This window comes from Brevundimonas sp. MYb52 (assembly GCF_002979535.1).
Lineage (GTDB): Bacteria > Pseudomonadota > Alphaproteobacteria > Caulobacterales > Caulobacteraceae > Brevundimonas.
In genome coordinates this window covers 469,762-488,734 of the sequence record NZ_PCPB01000001.1, presented here as the reverse complement: position 1 = coordinate 488,734, position 18,973 = coordinate 469,762, and the positions used below count along the sequence as shown (strand labels likewise).

At 66.7% G+C, this 18,973-nt stretch carries 18 protein-coding genes and 2 tRNA genes; 9 read left to right on the top strand and 11 right to left on the bottom strand.

All coding sequences use genetic code 11. The features are described 5' to 3' along the window. Positions 1–51: 51 nt before the first annotated feature. Genes phaC through CQ039_RS02315 form a run of 3 tightly spaced genes read left to right on the top strand, consistent with a single transcriptional unit; the run spans position 52 to position 3,184 of the window. Complete coding sequence (gene phaC, locus CQ039_RS02325; protein WP_105562297.1) at positions 52–2,004, top strand: class I poly(R)-hydroxyalkanoic acid synthase; 1,953 nt, start codon at positions 52–54, stop codon at positions 2,002–2,004. Further along, positions 2,001–2,378, top strand: a complete 378-nt coding sequence (locus tag CQ039_RS02320; RefSeq protein WP_105562298.1) for a hypothetical protein — start codon at positions 2,001–2,003, stop codon at positions 2,376–2,378. The genes phaC and CQ039_RS02320 overlap by 4 nt, the downstream gene beginning before the upstream one ends. After that, on the top strand, positions 2,375–3,184 hold the full coding sequence (locus CQ039_RS02315; RefSeq protein WP_105562299.1) for a rhamnogalacturonan acetylesterase: 810 nt from the start codon (positions 2,375–2,377) through the stop codon (positions 3,182–3,184). Before CQ039_RS02320 ends, CQ039_RS02315 begins: the two co-directional genes overlap by 4 nt. A gap of 6 nt (positions 3,185–3,190) precedes the next feature. Here the strand turns inward: CQ039_RS02315 and msrB are convergent, their stop codons facing one another. From msrB to rplM, 4 genes are all read right to left on the bottom strand, one after another. Beyond that, on the bottom strand, positions 3,191–3,688 hold the full coding sequence (msrB, locus tag CQ039_RS02310; protein ID WP_105562300.1) for a peptide-methionine (R)-S-oxide reductase MsrB: 498 nt from the start codon (positions 3,686–3,688) through the stop codon (positions 3,191–3,193). A gap of 31 nt (positions 3,689–3,719) precedes the next feature. Next, the gene (argC, locus tag CQ039_RS02305; RefSeq protein ID WP_105562301.1) at positions 3,720–4,655 is read right to left on the bottom strand and encodes an N-acetyl-gamma-glutamyl-phosphate reductase; all 936 of its coding nucleotides are present in this window, start codon (positions 4,653–4,655) and stop codon (positions 3,720–3,722) included. 243 nt (positions 4,656–4,898) lie between these two features. Next, entirely contained in the window at positions 4,899–5,384 is a 486-nt protein-coding gene (rpsI, locus tag CQ039_RS02300) for a 30S ribosomal protein S9 (protein WP_105562302.1), read from the bottom strand. A gap of 2 nt (positions 5,385–5,386) precedes the next feature. Beyond that, entirely contained in the window at positions 5,387–5,863 is a 477-nt protein-coding gene (rplM, locus tag CQ039_RS02295) for a 50S ribosomal protein L13 (RefSeq protein ID WP_105562303.1), read from the bottom strand. Positions 5,864–6,124: 261 nt separating this feature from the next. On the opposite strand from rplM, the gene CQ039_RS16500 reads away from it, so the two are divergent. Together CQ039_RS16500 and CQ039_RS02285 are read left to right on the top strand one after the other, a co-directional pair. Further along, positions 6,125–6,505 (top strand): hypothetical protein, encoded by a 381-nt coding sequence (locus tag CQ039_RS16500; RefSeq protein ID WP_146112085.1) that lies wholly within the window; start codon positions 6,125–6,127, stop codon positions 6,503–6,505. A 52-nt stretch (positions 6,506–6,557) separates the two neighbouring features. Then, positions 6,558–7,634 carry a PA0069 family radical SAM protein gene (locus CQ039_RS02285; protein ID WP_105562305.1) on the top strand — a complete coding sequence of 359 codons (1,077 nt, stop codon included), beginning with the start codon at positions 6,558–6,560 and terminating at the stop codon, positions 7,632–7,634. Positions 7,635–7,638: 4 nt separating this feature from the next. On the opposite strand, the gene CQ039_RS02280 is transcribed toward CQ039_RS02285, so the two are convergent. After that, entirely contained in the window at positions 7,639–8,883 is a 1,245-nt protein-coding gene (locus CQ039_RS02280) for a class I SAM-dependent RNA methyltransferase (protein WP_105562306.1), read from the bottom strand. A gap of 156 nt (positions 8,884–9,039) precedes the next feature. On the opposite strand from CQ039_RS02280, the gene CQ039_RS02275 reads away from it, so the two are divergent. Continuing rightward, positions 9,040–9,690, top strand: a complete 651-nt coding sequence (locus tag CQ039_RS02275; RefSeq protein WP_105562307.1) for a glycine zipper 2TM domain-containing protein — start codon at positions 9,040–9,042, stop codon at positions 9,688–9,690. A 73-nt stretch (positions 9,691–9,763) separates the two neighbouring features. Here CQ039_RS02275 and CQ039_RS02270 read toward each other — a convergent pair whose 3' ends face one another. The 5 genes from CQ039_RS02270 to CQ039_RS02250 form a co-directional block, all read right to left on the bottom strand. After that, positions 9,764–10,498, bottom strand: a complete 735-nt coding sequence (locus CQ039_RS02270; protein WP_105562308.1) for a TlyA family RNA methyltransferase — start codon at positions 10,496–10,498, stop codon at positions 9,764–9,766. Continuing rightward, complete coding sequence (locus CQ039_RS02265) at positions 10,495–13,245, bottom strand: valine--tRNA ligase (RefSeq protein WP_105562309.1); 2,751 nt, start codon at positions 13,243–13,245, stop codon at positions 10,495–10,497. Before CQ039_RS02265 ends, CQ039_RS02270 begins: the two co-directional genes overlap by 4 nt. Positions 13,246–13,375: 130 nt before the next feature. Further along, a complete protein-coding gene (locus CQ039_RS02260) occupies positions 13,376–13,948 on the bottom strand; it encodes a DUF2497 domain-containing protein (RefSeq protein ID WP_105562310.1) in 573 nt (190 codons plus the stop codon). Between the two features lie 170 nt (positions 13,949–14,118). Further along, positions 14,119–15,600, bottom strand: a complete 1,482-nt coding sequence (locus CQ039_RS02255; protein WP_199183539.1) for a TolC family outer membrane protein — start codon at positions 15,598–15,600, stop codon at positions 14,119–14,121. A gap of 137 nt (positions 15,601–15,737) precedes the next feature. Continuing rightward, positions 15,738–16,367, bottom strand: coding sequence for a protein-L-isoaspartate O-methyltransferase (locus CQ039_RS02250; protein ID WP_105562311.1), 630 nt, complete (start codon positions 16,365–16,367; stop codon positions 15,738–15,740). A 134-nt stretch (positions 16,368–16,501) separates the two neighbouring features. Here CQ039_RS02250 and CQ039_RS02245 point away from each other — a divergent pair. Continuing rightward, a tRNA-Cys gene (locus CQ039_RS02245) sits at positions 16,502–16,575 on the top strand. A 44-nt stretch (positions 16,576–16,619) separates the two neighbouring features. On the opposite strand, the gene CQ039_RS02240 is transcribed toward CQ039_RS02245, so the two are convergent. Continuing rightward, positions 16,620–17,426, bottom strand: coding sequence for an RNA methyltransferase (locus CQ039_RS02240; protein ID WP_105562312.1), 807 nt, complete (start codon positions 17,424–17,426; stop codon positions 16,620–16,622). Between the two features lie 110 nt (positions 17,427–17,536). Between CQ039_RS02240 and CQ039_RS02235 the strand changes: the two genes are divergently transcribed. Further along, a tRNA-Asn gene (locus CQ039_RS02235) sits at positions 17,537–17,611 on the top strand. 168 nt (positions 17,612–17,779) lie between these two features. Continuing rightward, positions 17,780–18,973 carry a DUF6880 family protein gene (locus tag CQ039_RS02230; protein ID WP_233190126.1) on the top strand — a complete coding sequence of 398 codons (1,194 nt, stop codon included), beginning with the start codon at positions 17,780–17,782 and terminating at the stop codon, positions 18,971–18,973.

Genomic DNA, 18,973 nt, shown 5'->3' with positions numbered 1-18,973 from the left:
CCCGGAGGAAGGCTCGCGACCTGACGCGCGCCGGTTACCGGAGGTTCGCCCATGGCCAAGCGCCCGACCAAGGCTCCCCCCGCCCCGCTGCCGGCCGCCGCCGCGCCGCGCAAGTCGGGGCGCCCGACCTCGGCCAAACCGCGCGCCAAAAAGGCCGCGCCGCCACCCGAAGCCGCTCCAGAATCGCCGGCGGCCTCCGCGCCGCCTCAGCCCGAGGCCGCCGATCCCTTTGCCTACGGCGCCGATCAGCGTCAGTTGCTGGAAACCCTGTCGCTGAACCTGGCCAAGGCCGCCATGACGGCCCAGTCGGCCATTGCCGAGGCGGCGCTGTCACAGGCCGACCGCCCCGCCGCCCTGTCGCCCGACCCGTTCAACGTGGCCCCGGCCATGACCTCGGTCATGACCAGCCTGGCCGCCCGCCCGGAAAAGCTGTTCCAGGCCCAGGCCGACCTGTTCGGCCGCTACATGGACCTGTGGTCCACGACCGCCCGCCGCGCCATGGGTGAAGAGGTCGCCCCCGCCCCCTCGACCGACAAGCGGTTCCGCGATCCGGCCTGGAGCGAGAACCCCGTCTTCGACGTCATGCGCCAGTCCTATCTGGTCACGTCGGACTGGATGAATGGCCTGGTGTCCAGCGTCGAGGACGTCGATCCGCGCGTGAAGCGACGCGCCGAGTTCTTCACCAAGCTGCTGACCGACGCCTTCTCGCCAGCCAACTTTCTCGCCTCCAACCCCGCGGCGCTGAAGGCCCTCGCCGAAACAGGCGGCGAGTCGTTGGTCAAGGGAATGCAGAACTTCGCCGCCGACCTGGAGCGCGGCAACGGTAAACTGAAAATCAGCCAGGCCGACTACGGCCAGTTCAAGGTCGGCGAAAACGTCGCCACCGCCCCCGGTCAGGTCGTCTGGCGCGACGAGCTGTTCGAACTGATCCAGTTCGACGCCGCAACAGAAACCCAGCACGCCATTCCGCTGCTGATCTTCCCGCCGTGGATCAACAAGTTCTACATCATGGACTTGCAGCCGGCGAACTCTCTGATCCGCTGGCTCTCGGCCCAGGGCTTTACCGTCTTCATCTGCTCCTGGGTCAACCCGGACATCGACAAAGCCGAGTTCGGCTTCGACGACTACCTGAACAAGGGCATCTATCGCGCGATCGCAAAGGTGCTGGAACAGACCGACCAAAAGCAGTTGAACGCTGTCGGCTACTGCATCGGCGGCACCCTTCTGGGCTCCGCCCTGGCCCATATGACGGCGAACAAGGACACCCGTGTCGCCTCCGCCACCTTCTTCGCGGCTCAGCACGACTTCGCCGAGGCCGGGGATCTGCTGCTGTTCACCGACGAGCACTGGCTGGCCGAGATCGAGCAACAGATGGACGCGGCGGGCGGCGTCCTGCCCGGCGCGGCCATGGCCGAAACCTTCAACGCCCTGCGGGCCAATGACCTGATCTGGTCCTTCTTCGTGTCCAACTATCTGATGGGCAAGGCGCCGCCGGCCTTTGACCTCCTGTTCTGGAACGCCGACCAGACGCGGATGCCCAAGCGCTTGCACCTCGACTACCTGCGTCGGATGTATGGCCAGAACGCCCTGGCCAAGGGCGAGTTCGAGATCGACGGCCAGCGCATCGACCTGTCGACCGTCAAGACGCCCCTCTACTTCCTGTCCAGCCGCGAGGACCACATCGCGCCGATGAACTCCGTCTATCGCTCGGCGCGGCTGTTCGGCGGTCCGGTGACCTATACCCTGGCCGGATCAGGTCATATCGCCGGGGTCATCAACCCCCCCGCCGCCAACAAATACCAGCACTGGATCAACCCCGCCCTTCCCGAGACGCTTGAGGAATGGCAAGCGGGAGCGCAGCAGCACCCCGGCAGTTGGTGGACCCACTGGGCCGCCTGGCTGCGCGAGAAATCGGGGAAGACCATCCCGGCGCGGGACCCCAAGACCGGCCCGCTGAAGCCCATCGAGCCGGCGCCCGGCGCCTATGTGAAAGTGAAGTCTTGAAGCGTATTGAACCCAACTTGCTGCTGGCCCTGGCCACGGCCGTTCCGCTCGCCCTTCTGGTCGCCACCGCCAGCCTGTTTGGCGAGCCGGGCAATACGCTGAAGTATGTGCTGATGGCGGTGCTGTGCAGCATCCTGTTTGTCGTGCTCAACGGGATGCTCGCCAAGCGCATGGGCACGCAGCGCCCGCCGATGATCCACCCCGAGGCCGCCTCGACCGCCGCCTGGGCCAGCCTGTTCCCGCTGGCGCTGATCTTCGCCGCCGCCGTGCCGGTCTTCTTCCCCGGCCACGACTACGGCCTGCTGATCATCATCGGCGCCGTCTGGTTCGGCGTGACCGTGCAATCCGCCATCAAGGCCCGCCAGGCCGGATGAGGAATCTGACTGTCGGCGCGCTGGCGAGCCTCCTGCTGGTCGCGGGCGCCGCTTCCGCTCAGGTCCAACCGATCCAGGCCGACAAGATCATCCTCGTCGGCGATTCGACCACGGCGGTCGGCAGCGGCTGGGGCGGCGCTTTCTGCGATCGCCACGTCCTGTCGGCGCTGGCCTGCGTCAACCTAGGGCGGCAAGGCCGCAGCACCTCGACCTACCGCGCCGAGGGCTCCTGGGATCTAGCGCTGAACGAGATGGCGACGCCCGGCTATCAGTCGGTCTGGGTGCTGATCCAGTTCGGCCACAACGACCAGCCCGGCAAGCGCAGTTCCACCGACCTGACGGCCCAGTTCCCCGCCAACCTGCGCGCCTATGTCGCCGAGGCCCGCGCCCGCGGCGCCCGCCCCATCCTGCTGACGCCCCTGACCCGCCGCAACTTCAAGGACGGCCAGCTTCAGAACACGCTGGCCCCCTGGGCCGAGGCCATCCGCGCCGTTGCGGCTGAAACCGAGACGCCGCTGATTGACCTTAACGCCAGTAGCGCCGACCTGGTCCAGAGCCTGGGCCCGCTGGACGCCGCGCGCCTGTCGCCCGGCGCCCCGCCGCCCGACTTCGCGCCCGCCCTGCTCGCCGGAAACACCCCGCCGACGCCGCCAGCCGCAACGCCGCCTGTGTCCGCGCATGGCCATCACGTCGATGATTTCGACTATACCCACCTGGGCCCCGACGGCGCCGCCGTCATCGCCGCCCTGGTCGCGCGCGACCTGATCGCCGTCGCCCCGGACCTGGCCCCGCGCCTCGTCCCCTGAGCCGCCTCAGGCGGGCTGAAACGTCAGCGCAACGCCATTGTTGCAATAGCGTCGCCCGGTCGGCGGCGGCCCGTCCATGAACAGATGCCCCTGATGTCCCAGACACCGGGCGCAGTGGTATTCGGTGCGGGCTATGCCGATCAGGCGGTCGGTCTTTGTGCCGATATTCGCCTGCATGACCCGCGTGAAGCTAGGCCAGCCGGTGCCGCTGTCGAACTTCCATGCCGACTGAAACAGCGGCAGGGCGCAGCCCTTGCAGGCAAAGACCCCGCGCCGATGCTCGTCGTTCAGGGGGCTGCTGAACGGCTGCTCGGTGCTTTCGTGACGCAGAACGCGCCATGAGGCGTCGCCCAACCGCCGCTTCCACTCCGCATCGCTGACCCGCCGAAACGGCGAGGCCGTCCACTGGGTCTCGGATGCATCCGCCGCCTCAGGCGCACAGCCCGACGCCGCCAATGCAGCGGCGCACAGCAGTACGGACCGTCGGTCGAATACAGCGTCCATGCCCCCTATACGGCGGCCGGGCGCTTTTGGTTCAGATCAGACCCGTCGTCTCATCCAAACCCAGCATGATGTTGAGGTTCTGCACCGCCGCGCCCGAGGCGCCCTTGCCCAGGTTGTCGAGCATGGCGACCAGACGCGCCTGCTCGCCGCCACGATCGCCGAAGACGTGCAGACGCATCCGGTTGGTGCCGTTCAGGGCCTCCGGCTCGATGCCGGTCATGGCCTCGGTCTCGTCCAGATCGGCGACCTCGACGAAACGCTGGCCGTCATAGGCCTCCAGCAGGGCGCCGTGCAGCCGCTCGACCGAGGGCGTCTCCGGCAAGGCCGACAGGTGCAGCGGCGCCTCGACCAGCATCCCCTGACGATAATTCCCCACGGCGGGCGCGAACAGGACGTTGCGTGTCAGCCCCGTGTGCTGCGTCATCTCCGGCACGTGCTTGTGCTTCAGCGTCAGGCCATAGGCGCGGAAGGCGGTCGATGCGCCAGCGGCCTCGAACTCGGCGATCATGGCCTTGCCGCCGCCGGAATAGCCCGACACCGCATTGACCGTGACCGGCTGCGTGCTCGGCACCAGTCCCGCCCGCACCAGCGGCCGCATCAGGCCGATGAAGCCGGTCGGATAGCAGCCGGGGTTCGACACCCGCGTCGAGGCGGCGATGGCCGCGCGCTGCCCCGCATCCATCTCGGCGAAGCCATAGGTCCAGGCCGGATCGACCCGGAACGCCGTCGAGGCGTCGATGACCCGCACGCTCGGGTTCTCGATCATCGACACGGCTTCCTTGGCCGCATCGTCGGGCAGGCACAGAATGACCGCATCGGCGCTGTTCAGCGCCTCGCGCCGCGCCGCGACGTCGCGCCGACGGTCGCCCAGCAGGATCAGCTCCAGATCCGTGCGCGCCTCCAGACGCTCGCGGATCTCCAGCCCCGTGGTCCCGGCCTCGCCGTCGATGAAGATGGTGTGGGTCATCTTACGCTCCTGATCCTTCTCCCCTTGCGGGAGAAGGTGGCCCGCGCAGCGGGTCGGATGAGGGGTCTTGCTGACCCGACAATCTGGCGACTTTCAGACGACGACCTCAAACGGGGAGCGAAACCCCTCATCCGTCGACCTGCGGTCGCCACCTTCTCCCGCAAGGGGAGAAGGAAAAACAGCAAGAAAAAAGGCGCTCCGGGTTTCCCCGAAGCGCCCCAAATCCAAATCGCCTGAAAGCGATTAGCGCTTCGAGAACTGGAAGCTGCGGCGTGCCTTGGCGCGGCCGTACTTCTTACGCTCGACGACGCGGCTGTCGCGGGTCAGGAAGCCGTGCGGCTTCAGGACCTTGCGCAGTTCCGGCTCAAAGTGAGTCAGAGCGTGCGACAGGCCGTGGCGGATGGCGCCGGCTTGACCCGACAGGCCCGAACCTTCGACGGTGCAGACAACGTCGTATTGCGTGGCGCGGTCCGAAACGGTCAGCGGCTGGGCGATCATCATGCGCAGCACGGGACGGGCGAAGTAAACTTCCTGGTCCTTGCCGTTGATGGTGATCTTGCCGGTGCCCGGCTTGACCCAGACGCGAGCGATCGCGTTCTTGCGCTTGCCGGTCGAGTAGGCGCGGCCTTGGGCGTCCAGCTTTTGCTCGTAAACGGGAGCGTCGTTTTCGACGGTGCCCAGGCTCTTCAGGGCGTCGAAGCCGGTGGCTTCAGCAGTCACGTCGGTCATGCTCAGGCGCTCCGGGTGTTCTTGGCCGAGGCCGACTTGAAGTCGATGGTCTGCGGCTGTTGGGCTTCATGCTCGTGGGCGGCGCCGGCGAACAGACGCAGGTGCGTCATCTGCTTGCGAGCCAGCGGGCTTTCCTTCGGCAGCATGCGCTCGACGGCCTTCTCGAGCACGCGCTCGGGGAAGCGACCGCCCAGAACCTTCTCCGGGGTCGTCTGCTTGATGCCGCCCGGGTGACCGGTGTGGCGGTAATAGACCTTGTCGGTGTTCTTCTTGCCGGTGAACACCACCTTGTCGACGTTGGTGACGACGACGTAGTCGCCCATGTCAACGTGCGGGGTGTAGGTCGGCAGGTGCTTGCCGCGCAGACGGTTGGCGATGAAGGTCGCAAGACGGCCCACCACGACGCCTTCGGCGTCGATGTGGATCCACTTCTTTTCGACCTCTGCCGGCTTCATCGAAGCCGTAGTGCTCTTCAGCATATTGAGGGTCCTAAAGACGAACGGTGCGGCTCACCCCAAAAGCTGGAATGAGCGGAAGGCGTGCTGATAGAGCGTCATCCACAGCAGGTCAACACCAGTTCGCGACCCGATTGTGGACCAAAATATTGATTTAAAACGATTTATTGTAAACGGTATTAAAATACCTAGCGCTCAGATCCGATGAAATCACAGAACGCCGTTCCCGACACATCCTGAACCATGCCAAGCTCGCCGCCATCCCGCCGCCGCAAGGATCACGAGATGCGCTGCCTCGCCATCCTCCTCTTGACCCTGACTCTCGCCGGGGGCGCGACGAAGCCGCCCGTCGTGACTACCGCAAGGGAGCAAAGGAACCCCTGCGCAAACGGCATTCTCGTTCTGTACTTCAAGGAAGAGGCCGCGTCCTTTCGGCCTTCAGTTTCGATGGAGTGGCCTGCTCGGGCGAACGAAGAATGCCCCGGCGCCACCTTCAAGGTGATCGGTCTGCCTGCGCCGTCCTCAACTAACCTGCAAGGCCAACGCGCCGAGTCCGTCAGTCTGGCTCTGCGCGCTTTCGGAATCCCGCAGCCAGCCTTTGAACTGGGCGACGCCAATGACCAGGAGCGTCCGGTGCTGGAAATCCTCGGCCGTCCTGATCACTAGACGCCCGCATATTCGTTCTTGATTTGTTCCAAATCTCTGCCATCCTCCTCGCATGAAGACGGCGATGAAAGGACGCGGCGCACGCTCCAACGACTCGGGCCGGTATGAAGCCGACCGGCGCGAGGAATTCGACGACGGCTGGACGGATCAGGACGAAGCGGCCGCGCCGCTGCGCACCACCCTCTCGCCGGAACACGCGCGCACCATCATCGCCAAAAACACCAGTCCCGACGTCGGCTTCGATCGCTCCATCAACCCTTACAAGGGCTGTGAACATGGTTGCATCTACTGCTACGCCCGTCCGTCCCATGCCTGGATGGGCCTATCCCCGGGTCTGGATTTCGAGAGCCGGATCTTCTTCAAACCCGAAGCCGCGCGTCTGCTGGAACAAGAGCTCGCCAAGCCCCGATACGTCTGCAAACGCATCCACATAGGCGGCAACACCGACCCCTATCAGCCGGTCGAGCGCGAGACGCAGTCCACCCGCTCGATCCTGCAGGTCATGCAGCGCTTTCGTCAGCCCTACAGCATCATCACCAAGTCGGTGCTGATCGCCCGCGACGCCGACATCCTCGGGTCGATGGGACGCGACAGCCTGGCCTCGGCCTTCATCTCGATCACCACCCTGGATCGTGGGCTGGCCCGAGCGATGGAGCCGCGCGCCTCCACGCCCGCCAAACGGCTGGAAGCCATCAGTCGTCTGGCCGACGCAGGCTGTCCGGTCGGCGTCGGCTTCGCACCGGTCATCCCCGGCCTGAACGACCACGAGATGGAAGCCATACTCGAGGCGGCGCAGAAGGCCGGCGCCACCTCGGCCATGTATGTGACCCTGCGCCTGCCTCTGGAAATCAAGGACCTGTTCCGCGAATGGCTGGCCGACGCCCGGCCCGAGCGTGCGGCCCGCGTCATGTCCCTCATCCGCCAGACGCGCGGGGGCAAGGACTACGACCCCGACTGGGCCCAGCGCATGAAGGGAACCGGCCCCGTCGCCGAACTGATCGCAACCCGCTTCAAGGCGGCGATCAAGCGCTACGGACTGGACGCGCCCCGCACGCCGCTGGACGTGACGCAGTTCCGTGTCCCGCCCGACATGCGGCCCCAGATGGACCTGTTCGACCTCGCCTCCTGAAGCCCTAGCGGCGGAAGACGCCCACCAGTTCGACGTGAGTCGACCACAGGAACTGGTCGATCGGCGTGACCTTCTCCAGCCGGAAGCCGCCGTCGATCAGGATGCGCGCGTCGCGAGCAAAGGTCTGCGGGTTGCACGACACCCCGACCACCAGGCTGGCCTTGGTCCCCGGCAGTTGCTGGGTCTGTTCCAGCGCCCCCGCACGCGGCGGGTCAATGACAATGGCCTCGCAGCCCTTCAGATCATAGGGCGACAGAGGGCGGCGGAACAGGTCGCGGGCCTGGGCCTCGATGGTCTTCAGGCCCTGGGCTGTGGACACGCCCGCCTTCAGCGCCGCAATCGACGCCGCCGATGAATCTGCGGCGATGACGCTGGCCACCTCGCCCAGAGGGAAGGTGAAGGTGCCGGCGCCGCAGAACAGGTCGGCGACCTTCTTGGCCCCCCTCACCGCTTCCACCGCCCGGCTGACCATGGCCGCCTCGGCCGCGGGCGCCGCCTGCAGGAAGGCGGCGGGCGGCAGGGGCACGGTCGCCCGACCGAATGTGATGCGCGGCTGGCGCGCCATCACCAGGGTGTCGCCGTCCAGGCTGAGCCGCGCCAGACCGGCCTCCGCCGCCGCCGCGATGGCCCGCGCGGTCACATCCGCCGTCAGCCCGCCCGACTTCTTCTCCACGCCCGTCACATCGACGTCCAGGCCGGTGTCCGTCAGGGTGACATGAAGGGTCGGGGCCGACTTCGGATGCCCCAGGAAGGGCGCCGCCACCTTGGCCAGGGCCGGCAGGGCCGCCGTCAGCGCCGGGTCCGACACCGGGCAGTCGGTTAGTTCGACCAGCCGCCACGACCGCCGTGCCTTGAACCCCAGGAGGACGCGCCCGCCCGGCCCGCTGCGCGCGTGCAGCGCCAGCCGACGACGGCTGGCCTGCGGCACGGCGACGGTCGCCTCGACCTCGGTCGCGATGCCTTCACGCGCCAGGGTCTGGATCACCACCTCGCGCTTCCACGCCAGATAGGGCTCGTCCGCCCAGTGCTGCAGGGGGGCGACGCCGCATTCAGCATAGGTCTCAGAATGGATCGGACGGCGGTCAGGGCTGGCTTGGATCAGCTCGAACGCCTCGACCCGTCCGTCCTTCACCTCGGCCGAAATCACTTCGCCCGGCAAGGCGCCCGGCACGAAGACGAAGCCCTTGGGCGTTTCGGCGATCCCATCGCCCTGGTGGCCCATGCGGGCGATGGTCAGCGTTTGCGTCATGGCGCGGCTTCTACCCGGTTCCGCGCCGAATCTGAAACCTGAACGAAGATGAACGGACCGATCAAAAGCCGTTCAGCTTCACCCCCCTATTTCTGGATGCAACAGACAGCGCAGCGAAGCCGTTCAGCTTCGGGATCTGTCACAGGAATACGAACGATGATCGCTCATCTGTCCAAGAAGGCATCCGCCGCCGCTGTCGCCGCCCTCGCTGTGGCCGGTTCGCTCATGGTTCCAGGCGTCGTCAGCGCCCAGACCTATGGCTACGGCTACCCGCCCGCCTACAACACCTATGGTTCGCAGGGTCGCTACAATGACCCCTGCGTCGGCGACCAGCGGAACCGCACGACGACCGGCGGCGTGCTCGGCGCCACCATTGGCGCCGTGGCCGGCTCGCAGTTGGCGGCGCGCGGCCGTCGCACCGAAGGCAGCGTCCTGGGCGGCGTGCTCGGCGCCGCTATCGGCGCCGGCGTAGGCAACAGCTCCGCCAACTGCGACAGCCGTTATCGCTCGAACTCCAACTACGGTTACAACCAGTCCTACGGCGGGTCCTATGTCCCGCCGGCCTACGGCTACGATAACTCGGGATATGATCGTCGCTACGACGACGGCTACGGCCGCGATTACCGCGAGTACAACGACGACTACGACCGCGGCTACACCCAGCCTGCGCCGGACTATCGCTATCAGAACAACAACGACGAATGCCGCCTCGCCGAGAGCGTCATCCGTCTTCCCGATGGTCGCAGCGAGACGCGCTACGTGCGCACCTGCCCCGACCAGAACGGCCGCTATCGCGTCGTGGATTAAGTTTCAGCCCCCCTGTCGATCCACGACGTGAAGAGGGCCGCCGGTTATCCGGCGGCCCTCTATAATTTCAGGGTCAGGTTCGTTTGGCCCACATCAGGAACTCGACGTTGCCGTCGCCGCCCGTGATCGGGCTTTCCGCCGTTTCCTGCACGGACCAGCCAACGCTTTCCAGCCAGGTCCGCACGCCCTCGACCGCCGCTGTATGGGCCTCGGGGTCCTTGACCACGCCCTTCTTGCCGGCATCCTTGGGTCCCGCCCCCTCGAACTGCGGTTTGACCAGGGTGATCAGGTCCGCGTCCGGCGCGGCCAGACCCAAGGCGGCGGGCAGCACCTTCGACAGGCCGATGAAGCTGGCGTCGCAGACGATCAGCGACGGCGCCTCGGGGATGATCTCCGGCGTCAGCTCGCGCGCGTCCGTCCGTTCCAGATTGACCACGCGCGGATCGGCGGCGACCTTCGGGTGCATCTGACCGAAGCCGACGTCCACGGCGAAGACCTTGGCCGCGCCGCGATCCAGGCAAACTTCGGTAAAGCCGCCGGTCGAGGCGCCGACGTCCAGAACCGTCCGCCCCTCGACCACGACCGGCCACAGGTCCAGCGCTCGTTCCAGCTTCAGCGCCCCGCGCCCGACCCAGCGGTGGGCGGCGGCATAGCCGATCTCGGCGTCTTCATTGACCGCCTGTGAGGCCGCCTTGGCGGGTGCGCCGTTCACGGTGACGCCGCCCGCCTCGACGGCGGCCTTGGCCTTGGCCCGGCTTTCGGCCAGGCCGCGCGTGACCAGAAGCTGATCCAGACGGACCGTCCTCACGCTCCGGCCATCGCATCCAGACGCGCCAGGGCGGCCTGCAGCTTGACCTTGCCCTCTTCGGCCTCGGCCAGCTTGGCGCGCTGTTCGTCCACGACTTCCGGCGCAGCGCGCGACACGAAGTTGGGGTTGCCCAGCTTCTTGTTCACGTGGCCGATGTCGCTCTCGAAGACCGCGATCTCCTTCTCCAGACGCGCGCGTTCGGCAGTCAGGTCGATGATCCCAGCCAGCGACAGCGCCGCCGTCGTGCCGCCCGAGACGAAGGTCACGGCTCCTGCTGGCGCGCTCTCAACGGAGTTGATCTCCGACACGCGGCCCAGGGTCAGCAGCAGGTCGCGATGACGCGCGATGCGCTCGGCCGTCACGGCGTCAGGCGCGACGAAGGCCAGCGGCGGCTTGGCCGACGGCGGCACGTTCATCTCGGCCCGCAAGGCGCGGATTTCACCAACGAAATCGACCAACCAACCGATCTCGGCCTCAGCCGAGGCGTCGATGAAGGCGTCCGGCAACACCGGCCATTCAGCGCCCATCAGCAAGCCTTCACGCGCCGGACCTTCCCTGCCCAGCTCGGCCCACAGCTCTTCGGTGATGTAGGGCATGACCGGATGCAGCAGCTTCAGCGTCTGGTCGATGGTCCAGGCCGTCATGGCCCGCGTCTCGGCCTTGGCGGCTTCATCGGCGCCGTTGAACACCGGCTTGGCCAGCTCCAGATACCAGTCGCAGAAGACGTTCCAGACGAAGCGGTACAGACCACTGGCGGCGTCGTCGAAACGCCCGCCCTCGATGGCTTCCGACACGGCGCGCTCGGCCTTGGTCAGTTCGCCGCGGATCCAGCGGTTGATGGTCTGCTCGACGGTGGCGGGATCAAAGCCCTCCACGCGCTTGGCCTCGTTCATCTGGCTGAAGCGCGCGGCGTTCCATAGCTTGGTGCCAAAATTGCGATAACCTTCAATGCGCTGCTTCGACAGCTTGATGTCGCGCGTGCCCGACAGGATGGCCATGGTGAAGCGCAGCGGGTCGGCGCCCAGTTCGTCGATGATGCCCAAGGGATCGATGACGTTGCCCTTGGACTTCGACATCTTCTGGCCCTTCTCGTCGCGGACCAGACCATTGATGATGACGCGCTTGAACGGCACTTCGCCGTCCATGAAGTGCAGGCCCATCATCATCATCCGAGCGACCCAGAAGAAGATGATGTCCGCCGCCGTCACCAGATCGCTGGTCGGATAGAAGCGTTCCAGATCCTCGGTCTTCTCCGGCCAGCCCATGGTCGAGAAGGGCCACAGGGCCGAGCTGAACCAGGTGTCCAGAACGTCCTCGTCCTGGGTCAGGACGACTTCGGAATCATAGTCGGCCAGCGCCTGTTCGCGGGCGTCCTCTTCCGTCTCGGCGACATAGATCTCGCCATTCGGGCCGTACCAGGCCGGAATGCGGTGGCCCCACCACAGCTGACGCGAGATGCACCAGGGCTCGATGTTGCGCAGCCATTCGAAGTAGATTTTCTCATAGCTCTTGGGCTCGAAGACGGTCGCGCCGTCCTCCACCGCCTTCAGCGCTGGCTGGGCCAGGGTGTGGGCGTCAACGTACCATTGATCCGTCAGCCACGGCTCGATGACCACGCCCGAGCGGTCGCCGTGCGGGACGACGTGCTTGGTCTTCTCGATCTCGCGCAGCCAGTTCTCTTCCTCGGCGCGAGCGACGATGGCCTTGCGCGCGGCGAAGCGGTCCAGACCGACCAGATCGGCGGGGATCTCCGGCACGTCCTCGTTGGTGATGCGCGCAAAGGCGTCCATCACGTTCAGCGCGGCCAGACCGGCGCGTTTGCCGACGCCGAAGTCGTTGAAATCATGCGCCGGGGTGATCTTCACCGCGCCCGAACCCTTGGTCGGATCGGCGTAGTCGTCGGCGACGATGGGGATACGACGGCCCGTGATCGGCAGGATCACTTCCTTGCCGACCAGCACCTTATAGCGCTCATCCTCAGGGTGAACCGCGATCCCGGTGTCGCCCAGCATGGTTTCAGGGCGCGTCGTGGCGACAACGATAAAATCGCGCGTCTCGAACTCGGTCGCCTTGCCGTCTTCGTCGAAGGCGACCGGATGCTCATAGGTGAAGCCGTCGGCCAGCGGATAGGCGAAGTGCCAGTAGTGGCCGTCCTGCTCGCGCTGTTCGACCTCCAGGTCGGAAATTGCGGTCTGGAAGTGCGGATCCCAGTTCACCAGTCGCTTGTCGCGATAGATCAGGCCGTCCTGATGCAGCTTGACGAAGACCTTGCGGACGGCGGCGTTCAGCCCTTCGTCCAGCGTAAAGCGTTCGCGTGACCAGTCGCAGGACGAACCCAGGCGGCGCAGCTGGCGCACGATGGTGCCGCCCGACTCCGCCTTCCATTCCCACACCTTGTCGACAAAGGCGTCGCGGCCCATGTCGCGGCGGCCGATATTGCCGGCGGCGGCCAGTTGGCGCTCAACCACCATCTGGGTGGCGATGCCCGCGTGGTCGGTGCCTGGCAGCCACAGCACGGCCTTGCCCTTCATCCGGTGATAGCGGGCCAGGATGTCCTGAAGTGTATTGTTCAGCGCGTGGCCGATGTGCAGCGAGCCCGTCACGTTCGGCGGGGGAATGACGATCGAATAGGCGTCTGCGGCGCCGTCCGTGGCCTTGGCGGCGCGCGGGGCGAACAGGCCGCTCTCTTCCCACTGGGCGTAGAGGCGCGGTTCGGCGGCCTGGGGTTCGAAAGTCTTCTCGAGCATTGTTTTCTCTTTAGGTCCCTACCGCTCCGCACGCGGTGCGTCGCTGCATGAGGGGTGGGTTTCTTGAAATGCGAAAGGGCGGCCCCGCCGGAGCCGCCCTCAATGACTTAGTGTCTGGTGAAGCGAAGGGCTAGCCGGCGTTGCGGGCGATGCGTTCTACTTCCTTGCGTACCTGGGTCTCGACGATAGCCGGCAGGTTGGCGTCCAGCCAATCCTTCAGCATCGGACGCAGCATGGATTGAACCATGGCCTCGACCGTATTGCCGCTGACGAAAGGCATGTCCTGCGCTGCGGCGACGGGCGCTTCCGGCTTCTGGAAGGTGGCGGCCAGGCCGGCGAAGGCCGAGGCGGCGCTGGCGGCGGCGCTTTCACCGACCAGGGAATCATAGTCTGGCGCAGCGGCAGGCGCAGGCGTCGGCTCAGGCTGGACAGCGGGGAACGGCGCCACGTCGGCCACGTCCAGATCACCGATCGACTCAGTTGCTGGCGCTTCGTAACGCTCGGTCAGTTCCAGCACCTCGTCCTCGACGGGCGCCGGTTCTTCAACCAAAGGCGCAGCCTCGGCCACGGGCTCCGGCGCCAGCTCGGCGACCGGCTCCGGCGCAGCGGCGGTTTCAGCCGGGGCGTCGTCTTCAGAGATGATCCGGCGAATCGACGCCAGAATCTCTTCCATCGTCGGTTCTTGGGCGGTCTGGTCGGTCATGGCAGAACCTTGGGCGAGCGGGGCTGAACCTGGTGGGACCGCCGACAGGCGCCGGGCGGCGCGCGACGATCAGGGCCGGACAAACAGACTCGCCCTCCCCTTACCTCTGTCGTCGCACCAACGCCCGTCGGAATCAACGAGCGTTTTTACCTGTCAGGCTAATCCCCGGCTCAATTGCTGGGGGCGGTGCGGACGATTTCGCTCTTCAGCTGGGTGTCGATCGGCGCGTCCTCGACGTCGGCGGCCGGCGTGATCGTCGGCGAAGCGACGCGATCCAGCGTCTCGACCACGCCATCCCACGGCAGAGCACCACGGTTGCGCACCGCGTTGTAGTTGTCCTCGGCGTCATAGGCGTCGATAGACGCATCCAGATTCGGTCCGCCCAGACGGCCCATGGCGGCCAGCAGTTGGGCCTGGGCCACGTACTGATTGCGATGGGCGCTGGCCAGGGTCACCTGGGCCGAGCGCAGTTCCAGCTCCTGGTTCAGCACGTCGAGCGTGGTGCGCAGGCCGACCTGGGCTTCCTGACGCACGCCCTCGGCGGCCACCGAGGCGGCGCGAACGGCTTGCTCGCCGGCCAACAGGGTCGACTTGGCGGCGACGGTCTGGGCATAGGCCGAGCTGACGCTCTGCAACACGCCGCGACGCTCGCCCTCGACGGTGATCTGGGCGGCGTTGGCGCGCTCCAGCGCCTGGGCCACCCGCGAACGCGTCAGACCGCCAGTGAACAGCGGCACGGAAACAGAGGCCCCGGCGGTAAAGGCCGTGCGATCCGTCAGATCAAAGCCGGACAGGTCGTTGGCCGTGCCGCCGTAAGAGGCCGACAGGCGCGCCGACGGCAGATATTCAGACCGCGCCGCCGCCACATTGGCCTCGGCGGCTTGCAGGGCATAGCTCGCTGCCAACACGCCCGGATTCTCGACCAGGGCCACGTCCAGGGCGGCGTCGAAATCATTCGGCAGGCCCGGCAGGACCGGCAGCGCGGCCATATTGGCGGGCGCCTGGCCGACCACGGCGGCGTAGGCCGCGCGCGACACCGACAGTTGCGCCTGGGCGTTGGCCAGATCGGCGTCCGACTGGGCCAGACGGGCTTCCGACTGGGCGACGTCGGTGCGAGTGATCTCGCCCACTTCGAAGCGAGCGTTGGATTCATCCAACTGGCGACGCAGGACGGTGATGTTCTCCTGGCGGATGCGCAGGATTTCCATGTCGCGCACCACGTCGGCATAGGCTTGGATGACCGAGGTCATCACCTGCTGCTCGACCTCGCGCAGGTTTTCGCGGCCGGCGCGGACATTGGCTTCGGCGGCGTCGATGCCGCGCGCGGTGCGGCCCGCCGTCCAGATGTTTTGCGACAGGCTGATGCTAGCGGTAGCGCCATCGCTTTCCACCACGCCCAGGGCGTCCGTGTCCACGCGGCTGTAATCAACGCCAGCCGAAGCGCTGATCGTCGGGCGCAGGCCTGAGCGGGCCTGGACGATGGTCTCATCCAGGGCGCGCTGGTTGGCGCGCTGAGCCAGCAGCGTGGGATTGGTGCGATAGGCCAGGCCGATCGCTTCTTGCAGGGTTTCGGCCCCGGTCGGAGCCGCGCCGGCTCCCATGGCGAGGGTGATCAAAGCGACCGAAGCCAGCGCGCGCGAGCGTTTCAACATGAACCTATTCCTGCCTGACGCCCCCGACGGCGCGCCCCGTAATGCCTGAATGGCGTAGTTGGAGGCTCTGCCCGCCCTGCGCCAGTTAAGTTTTTTTCACGCAGCCAGCGCGCGTCTCCGTCGCGCCGCCCTCACGCTTAAAGCGCGAAGGCCGGAGCGGGAATCAGTTCCGTCAGAACCGGCGGGGCGCAGTCGAACAGTTCACGACGCGACACGCCTTCGCGACCGCGCACATAGAGGACGGCCTTGCCGATCGGACCGGCGCGCTCGACCACGGCCAGACGGCCGCCGGGACGCAGGGCCGCGATCCACGATTCGGGACGCACCGGCACAGCGGCCTCGCTGACGATCAGGTCATAGCCCTCGCCGTGCGGCTGGTTCAGCGGCGCGACCACGGTCGAAACACCTTCGTCGGCCAGGGCGGCGCCCGTCACCTCGAACACGGCGGCGTCCGATTCCTGGGCCGTGACCGTCAGGCCCATGCGCGCCAGAACGGCGGCGGCGTAGGGGCCGGCCAGGGCCAGGGCCGTTTCGCCCGCACGGGCGTCCAGCGCCTGCATCAGCTTGCCCAGGTCGCGCGGCAACATCAGGCGACGATCCGCGGCGATTTCAGGCTCAATATCGGCATAGGCCGAGAAGGCGCGGTCGGCGGCGCAGAATCGCTCGCGCTCGACAGCGCCGAAAGCAGCCTGCAGGTCGCGGTCCGTGACGTCGTTCACCCGGACTTGCGAGTCCAGCATGACCTTGCGTGCAGCGGCGAAATCCATGGTTCCAGGGTCCTTAGGGTCGGCGTAAGCGAAAAATCTGCGGCGCTTATAGGTCCGTGCGTTGCAGCCGACAATCCGATCTGATAGCTGACGCCCCTCGCGATGGTTCGGGTCACTCATTTGGGTGACGCGATGGCCTGATGGCGGAGTGGTGACGCAGAGGACTGCAAATCCTTGCACCCGGGTTCGATTCCCGGTCAGGCCTCCATCGCGAGCTAATCTTACAATCCACTCCCTCCCCGCCCTGGGGCGCTAAAGCGCCCTAGTCGTCAGGTGATGCAGCGCCACGGCGCTGGTCGTCGCGACATTCAGGGAATCAAAGCCCCCCGACATGCGGATCGCCAGCGGTCGGCAGCGCGCGATCACTTCAGCCGACAGGCCCGGCCCCTCCGATCCCAACAGAATCGCTGTGCGCGGCGCGGGGTTCAGTTCGGACAGGGTCTCGACCGCCGACGGTGTCAGGGCCAGAACTTGGAATCCGCGCGCCTCCAGCGCCTCGACCATGACGTCCGCCGTCACGCCCTCGACAAAGGGCGTCCGCAACGCCGCCCCGACCGACACCCGGATGGCCTTGCGATAGAAGGGATCGCAGCAGGTCGCATCCAACAGCAGCCCAGCCGCCCCGAACGCCGCCGCATTGCGAAACAGGCCGCCCATATTGTCGTGGTTGCCGATGCCGCAGGCCCCGACCACCACGGCGCGTTCCGGCAACCCGTCCAGAAAGGCCGCAAGACCTAGCGGCTCCGGCTTGCGACCCAGCGCCAGGATGCCTCGGTGCAGATGAAACCCCGCGATCCCGTCCAGCACGTCCTGCGGCGCGGTATGGACCGGCACATCCTCCGGCAGGCGTTCCAGCATGTCGCGCAGCGCCTCCAACCGTTTCTCGGCGATCAGGACCGCTGCCGGCGAGCAACGCGACGCTCCTGAAGCCAGCACGCGCAGCACCACCTCCCCTTCCGCCACGAACAGACCCTGGCGACCGGTCAGGTCACGTTCCTTCACATCTCTAAAGGCGGAAATTCGAAGATCGGCGGCATCGGAAACGGGGATCAAATTCATGTCCGACCTTCTAGCGCACGCCGCTGAAAAGATTTCGGCGTTTTCTGCAATTTGCCCGTTGCATGAATCAAAAAGGCGTTGCTATACAGCGGCCTCCCCCGAGGGGACGTTCCGCGGTAGCTCAGTGGTAGAGCAGCCGACTGTTAATCGGCTGGTCGTAGGTTCGAATCCTACCCGCGGAGCCACTCGGGGGCATTAAGCCCAAACAAGCTTAAGTTTTGCCCCGGTGGCCTTCCCCTCATTTCATTTGCTCGGTTTGCGACGCGGGTCGTCGTAGCCTTCGGCTGCAGGCGATCGTCCATGTTACGCTGGAGCACGGGCGCTGCGCCGCCCTGGCCTGATCGAAGGAAGACATGGCGCGACCATCACGGATTTCGACCCGGCTTTCCGCCGCCAACCTGGTCCACCTCGGCGCACCGCGCCTGGCGGAACTCCTGATCGAAGCCGGAAACGCCAACGCCAACTTCAAACGCCGACTTCGGCTTCAGCTCGCGGCAGAAGCCGGGCCTGCGCTCCTGGCCTTGGAAATCGACAAGCGGCTGACGGCGCTCGCCGCCGCTCGAACACGCGTCTCATGGCGCAAGCGGGGCGAGTTGATCGATGATCTACAGGCCCACCGGCGCATGATCAGCGACCGCTTGGCGCCGGACGCCCCGGCCGAAGCCCTGGCCGCCCTTGTCCGCTGGTTCGACCTCTATCCCGGCCTCGCCGCCCGCGTGAAAGACGCCAAGGGCGAGTTGGCGGCGACCTTCGAAGGCGCCGCGCCCGACCTGTTCGCCCTCGCCGAAACAGCGCCCTCGAACGCCGTGCGCGAACTTGCCGACGCCCTGCGTCGTCGCCCAGTCGATTACGGCCGCTGGATCGCCGCCGCCGGCGATGCAGTCCGGCCTGGCCTCGCCCGTCAACTTCTCGACAGCCTCGACGCCGCGAGCATCAACACCCCCACCGGACGCCATCTGGTGTGCAACCTGGCCGACCGCGCGCAGGACCTCGATCTCTGGCTGTCCTTCTTTTCCCCCGAGCAAGCCAGGACGTCCGACACAGCCGCCGACATCGCGCGGCGCCTTCTGGTCGCCGGCCGAACCTCCGAGGCCCGCGCCGCTCTCGAGGCAGCGCTCTCGCCCGCCCCCACCGCCCAACGCGGAACCTTGGCGCCGCTCGCGGACCGCGCTCCTCGACTGACATCAGCATGGGAAGCTGCTTCCATCGACGTGTTGGATGCCGAGGGTCGGCGCGAGGAAGCTCAGGCCCTGCGCTGGGGCCTGTTCGAGCGCGACCTGGCGGCCCAGCCCCTGCGTGACTATCTGGCCCGCCTGCCCGACTTCGACGACGTCGAGGCCCTCGACCGAGCCTTCGCCCACGCCGCAGTCCATCCCGATTTCGAGGCGGCCATGCGTCTGCTCATGGACTGGCCCGCGCACCGCGAAGCGGCCAAACTGGTGCTAGCGCGCCCCAAGGACGCCCGCAGACTCAGGGCCAAAGCGGCCGACTGGGCCTCTCGCCTGGCCCAACGCCACCCGGAAGCCGCCGACATCCTGACAGGCTAG

Excerpts from the sequence above, each read along its gene's own strand:
- phaC (WP_105562297.1), top strand. The coding sequence starts at position 52 with ATGGCCAAGCGCCCGACCAAGGCTCCCCCCGCCCCGCTGCCGGCCGCC.
- CQ039_RS02315 (WP_105562299.1), top strand. The coding sequence starts at position 2,375 with ATGAGGAATCTGACTGTCGGCGCGCTGGCGAGCCTCCTGCTGGTCGCG.
- msrB (WP_105562300.1), bottom strand. The coding sequence starts at position 3,688 with ATGGACGCTGTATTCGACCGACGGTCCGTACTGCTGTGCGCCGCTGCA.
- argC (WP_105562301.1), bottom strand. The coding sequence starts at position 4,655 with ATGACCCACACCATCTTCATCGACGGCGAGGCCGGGACCACGGGGCTG.
- rpsI (WP_105562302.1), bottom strand. The coding sequence starts at position 5,384 with ATGACCGACGTGACTGCTGAAGCCACCGGCTTCGACGCCCTGAAGAGC.
- rplM (WP_105562303.1), bottom strand. The coding sequence starts at position 5,863 with ATGCTGAAGAGCACTACGGCTTCGATGAAGCCGGCAGAGGTCGAAAAG.
- CQ039_RS16500 (WP_146112085.1), top strand. The coding sequence starts at position 6,125 with ATGCGCTGCCTCGCCATCCTCCTCTTGACCCTGACTCTCGCCGGGGGC.
- CQ039_RS02285 (WP_105562305.1), top strand. The coding sequence starts at position 6,558 with ATGAAGACGGCGATGAAAGGACGCGGCGCACGCTCCAACGACTCGGGC.
- CQ039_RS02280 (WP_105562306.1), bottom strand. The coding sequence starts at position 8,883 with ATGACGCAAACGCTGACCATCGCCCGCATGGGCCACCAGGGCGATGGG.
- CQ039_RS02275 (WP_105562307.1), top strand. The coding sequence starts at position 9,040 with ATGATCGCTCATCTGTCCAAGAAGGCATCCGCCGCCGCTGTCGCCGCC.
- CQ039_RS02265 (WP_105562309.1), bottom strand. The coding sequence starts at position 13,245 with ATGCTCGAGAAGACTTTCGAACCCCAGGCCGCCGAACCGCGCCTCTAC.
- CQ039_RS02260 (WP_105562310.1), bottom strand. The coding sequence starts at position 13,948 with ATGACCGACCAGACCGCCCAAGAACCGACGATGGAAGAGATTCTGGCG.
- CQ039_RS02255 (WP_199183539.1), bottom strand. The coding sequence starts at position 15,600 with ATGTTGAAACGCTCGCGCGCGCTGGCTTCGGTCGCTTTGATCACCCTC.
- CQ039_RS02250 (WP_105562311.1), bottom strand. The coding sequence starts at position 16,367 with ATGGATTTCGCCGCTGCACGCAAGGTCATGCTGGACTCGCAAGTCCGG.
- CQ039_RS02240 (WP_105562312.1), bottom strand. The coding sequence starts at position 17,426 with ATGAATTTGATCCCCGTTTCCGATGCCGCCGATCTTCGAATTTCCGCC.
- CQ039_RS02230 (WP_233190126.1), top strand. The coding sequence starts at position 17,780 with ATGGCGCGACCATCACGGATTTCGACCCGGCTTTCCGCCGCCAACCTG.